The sequence below is a fragment of the Shinella sp. M31 genome, from assembly GCF_049199205.1.
Classification (GTDB): domain Bacteria; phylum Pseudomonadota; class Alphaproteobacteria; order Rhizobiales; family Rhizobiaceae; genus Shinella.
Window position 1 is genome coordinate 6,616 of record NZ_JBLZPH010000179.1, and the last position, 2,704, is coordinate 9,319.

Genomic DNA, 2,704 nt, shown 5'->3' on the forward strand with positions numbered 1-2,704 from the left:
CCGCCAGGGTGACCGGTTCTAGAACTTGAGGCTCAGATTCGCTGCGATCGTGTGGCTGACGGCGTCGCTGCTCACGCTGGCGCGGTAGCTCAGCTTGCCTTCCAGCGCCGAGGCCGAGCGGGCGAACAGCAGGTCCGTCTCGAGGGCGACCCGGTTCTTATCCGGATCGATCTTGCTGACGATCGGGGAACCCATAAGCTCGACAGTACGCTTGAAGTCGCCGAAGCTCCTGCCGTAGGCGATGTTCAGCGACGGCGTCACGTCGAGGCCGCTCAACGCGACGGGTGCCGTGCTCACCTTCATGCCGACGCCGACTTCGCCTGTTGTCTCAGTGGCGCTGGCCGCGTTCAGCACGAGAACGCTGGTCCCGGTTTCATTCACGCCGCCCAGATGCTGGCGCACCATCCGGCTGAAGACATAGGGCGAAAGCTTCAGATCATCGAACGCAAAGTGGCTGCCGATGCGCGTGGTTGCCCACAAAGCCCGGTCGCTCTGATCGCCGGCGATGTCGAGACCCGCGAGGCCGAGGATCGTGTCGTCCATGCCCGGTGCCCGCACACGGCGCGTCTTGCCGGAGAAAAAGCTGGCACCGAGTGTGGCATTGGCAAAGAACGTATCGTCGTCGAAACCGATATAGGGCGCCGCATGATAGCTCGTGTCTTCGGCGCGGTTGCCATTATCGGCGGTGAACCGGTTCTGGCTGAAGCCGACGGCAGCACCCAGCGTCCAGCGGTCGTCGATCGCATAGTCGATACCGCCGATCAGGCCGCCGGTGGTGTAATCGCCGGAGAGGTCGGCACTTCCGAGTGAGAGACTTGCCCGGCTGGCAAACGGGGTAAGCCAGATGCCGTAGCCATCCGTCTCGGCATGCGCCGGATGGCTTTCGATCACATCGGCGATCCGGTTTACGGTCATTGCATGAGACCAGGCCGCCTGCGCATAGATCGCGCCGGCTTCGGCCTCATTTGTCGTCACCAGATTGCCGACATTGAGCAGACCCCAGCCGTAGACGTCGTCCAAACCGGCGTCACCGATGTCGGTGGCCGTCTGGAACACCAGCTGCGCGAGCTCCTGCTCGCTGGCATTGGGGTAAAGCTGCTTGGCGATGGCAAGCGCGCCCGTCACGTGCGGCGCCGCCATGGAGGTTCCCTGCTCGCCGAGATATTTCCCGTCGAGCCAGGTCGAGTTGATCAGGCCCTTTTCGCCGTAGGTGTCGTCGCCACCCGGCGCGGAAATGCAGAAATATTTCGACCCGCCGCCGCAGCCCTGTGAATACCAGGCGAGTTCCCCTTCGGGGCCGACAGCGGCAACGGTCATCCAGCCGCGCTGCAATTCGGGGAAGAACATCGGCAGTGCGCCCGGAACACTGGGGACCTTCCAGCTGTCATTGCCCGCGGCGACGACCATGACGCCACCCGCATTGACCACCTCGCGGTAGACGTTCAATTCCCGCGCAGCGAACGACTCGATGTCTTCGGGGCTGTAGTCTGTGAACGGACCGGGATAGCCATAGGATGCGTTGAAAATGCGCACACCCTGCTTGAGGGCGTAGCGATACGCGGTTTCCGCTGCGACCTGCTGCTCTTCGAGAGTGGCGCCGTCCAGCAGCACTCTCAGGGCGACGATCTCGGAGCCCGAGGCAACGCCCATCATGCCATTGCCGTCCCGGTTGGCGGCGATGATGCCCGCCACATGGGTTCCATGGCCGTTGCCATCGTCGAGGCCGCCGCCGAAACCATCGATGCCGATACCGCGAAAGCGCCCGACCAGCTCAGGATGCAGCTTGTCACCGATCTGCAGGCCCGTATCGGCCACGCCGACCCGAACGCCCTTGCCGTCGAGGCCTTTTTTGAGCGCCTTGTCGACGCCGATCATGCGAAGGCCCCATTGGCTGTCGAACTCGGCCTGGAAATCCTGCGCACTGGCGGCAGAGGACATGAGCAATGCGATGGCGCAGCACGCCCGCAGGCGATAAGAAATTGATTTCATAATGTTTCCCCAGATGTTTGAACACTCATAGCGAGAGGGGGAAGGTGGGATCAACCGAAGAAACGGGCGATATCGGGGTGCACCCAAAATTGAGTCACCCGCGGGGCGCGATGACATCCCGATGTGAGGTGGCGCTGGTAGTAAGAGGGAAGCGCGTGCCATAACAGCCGCGATGAAACGCGATCTTCAGGTTCGAAAAGTGATTTCAGTGCGATGAAATGGCATGGCGATTCGACATTTTTCGCGGTCTTGCGCGACGCGGCGGAACAGTTGCTTGCCATGCACAACACCGCACCGCGTGTGGTCCGCTATGTCGCCAGCATGCAGAAATGGCTGATCACACAGGCAATCGTCGCCCTGCATTTCGAGCGGAAGCACGATGAGGCACGATCGCCGCTCACCGCCGGATCGCTGATCGATTTCTTCGCCGAACACCAGCCCTTCAGCAAGAACACACTCACGGCGCATCTTGCGGAACTGCGCACCTATGGACTGCTCGTGCCGCTGGAGAGCCGGGACAAGCGCGTCAGGCCGCTGCAACTCAGCCCCTACGGCGAGGCGCTGGTCGGCCAGTGGCTGGAAAGCCATCTTTCGGCCCTCGACCGGATGGACGGCGGCAACCGCGCGCCGACGCTCGCTGGAAATCCGCACCTGCTGGCCCGCATTCATCCGCTGGCCATTCGCGCTCTGGTCTTCGATCCGGCCTGGGCGGCGC

1 protein-coding gene and 1 pseudogene are annotated in these 2,704 nt (G+C 62.7%); one reads left to right on the forward strand and one right to left on the reverse strand.

Features of this window, described 5'->3' with window-relative positions:
- Positions 1-18 precede the first annotated feature (18 nt).
- Positions 19-2,106 (reverse strand): S8 family serine peptidase, encoded by a 2,088-nt coding sequence (locus ACOZKU_RS27585; RefSeq protein ID WP_421581586.1) that lies wholly within the window; start codon positions 2,104-2,106, stop codon positions 19-21.
- Positions 2,107-2,268: 162 nt separating this feature from the next.
- On the opposite strand from ACOZKU_RS27585, the pseudogene ACOZKU_RS27590 reads away from it, so the two are divergent.
- Positions 2,269-2,704 (forward strand): annotated as a pseudogene (locus ACOZKU_RS27590) (hypothetical protein); the annotation flags it as partial.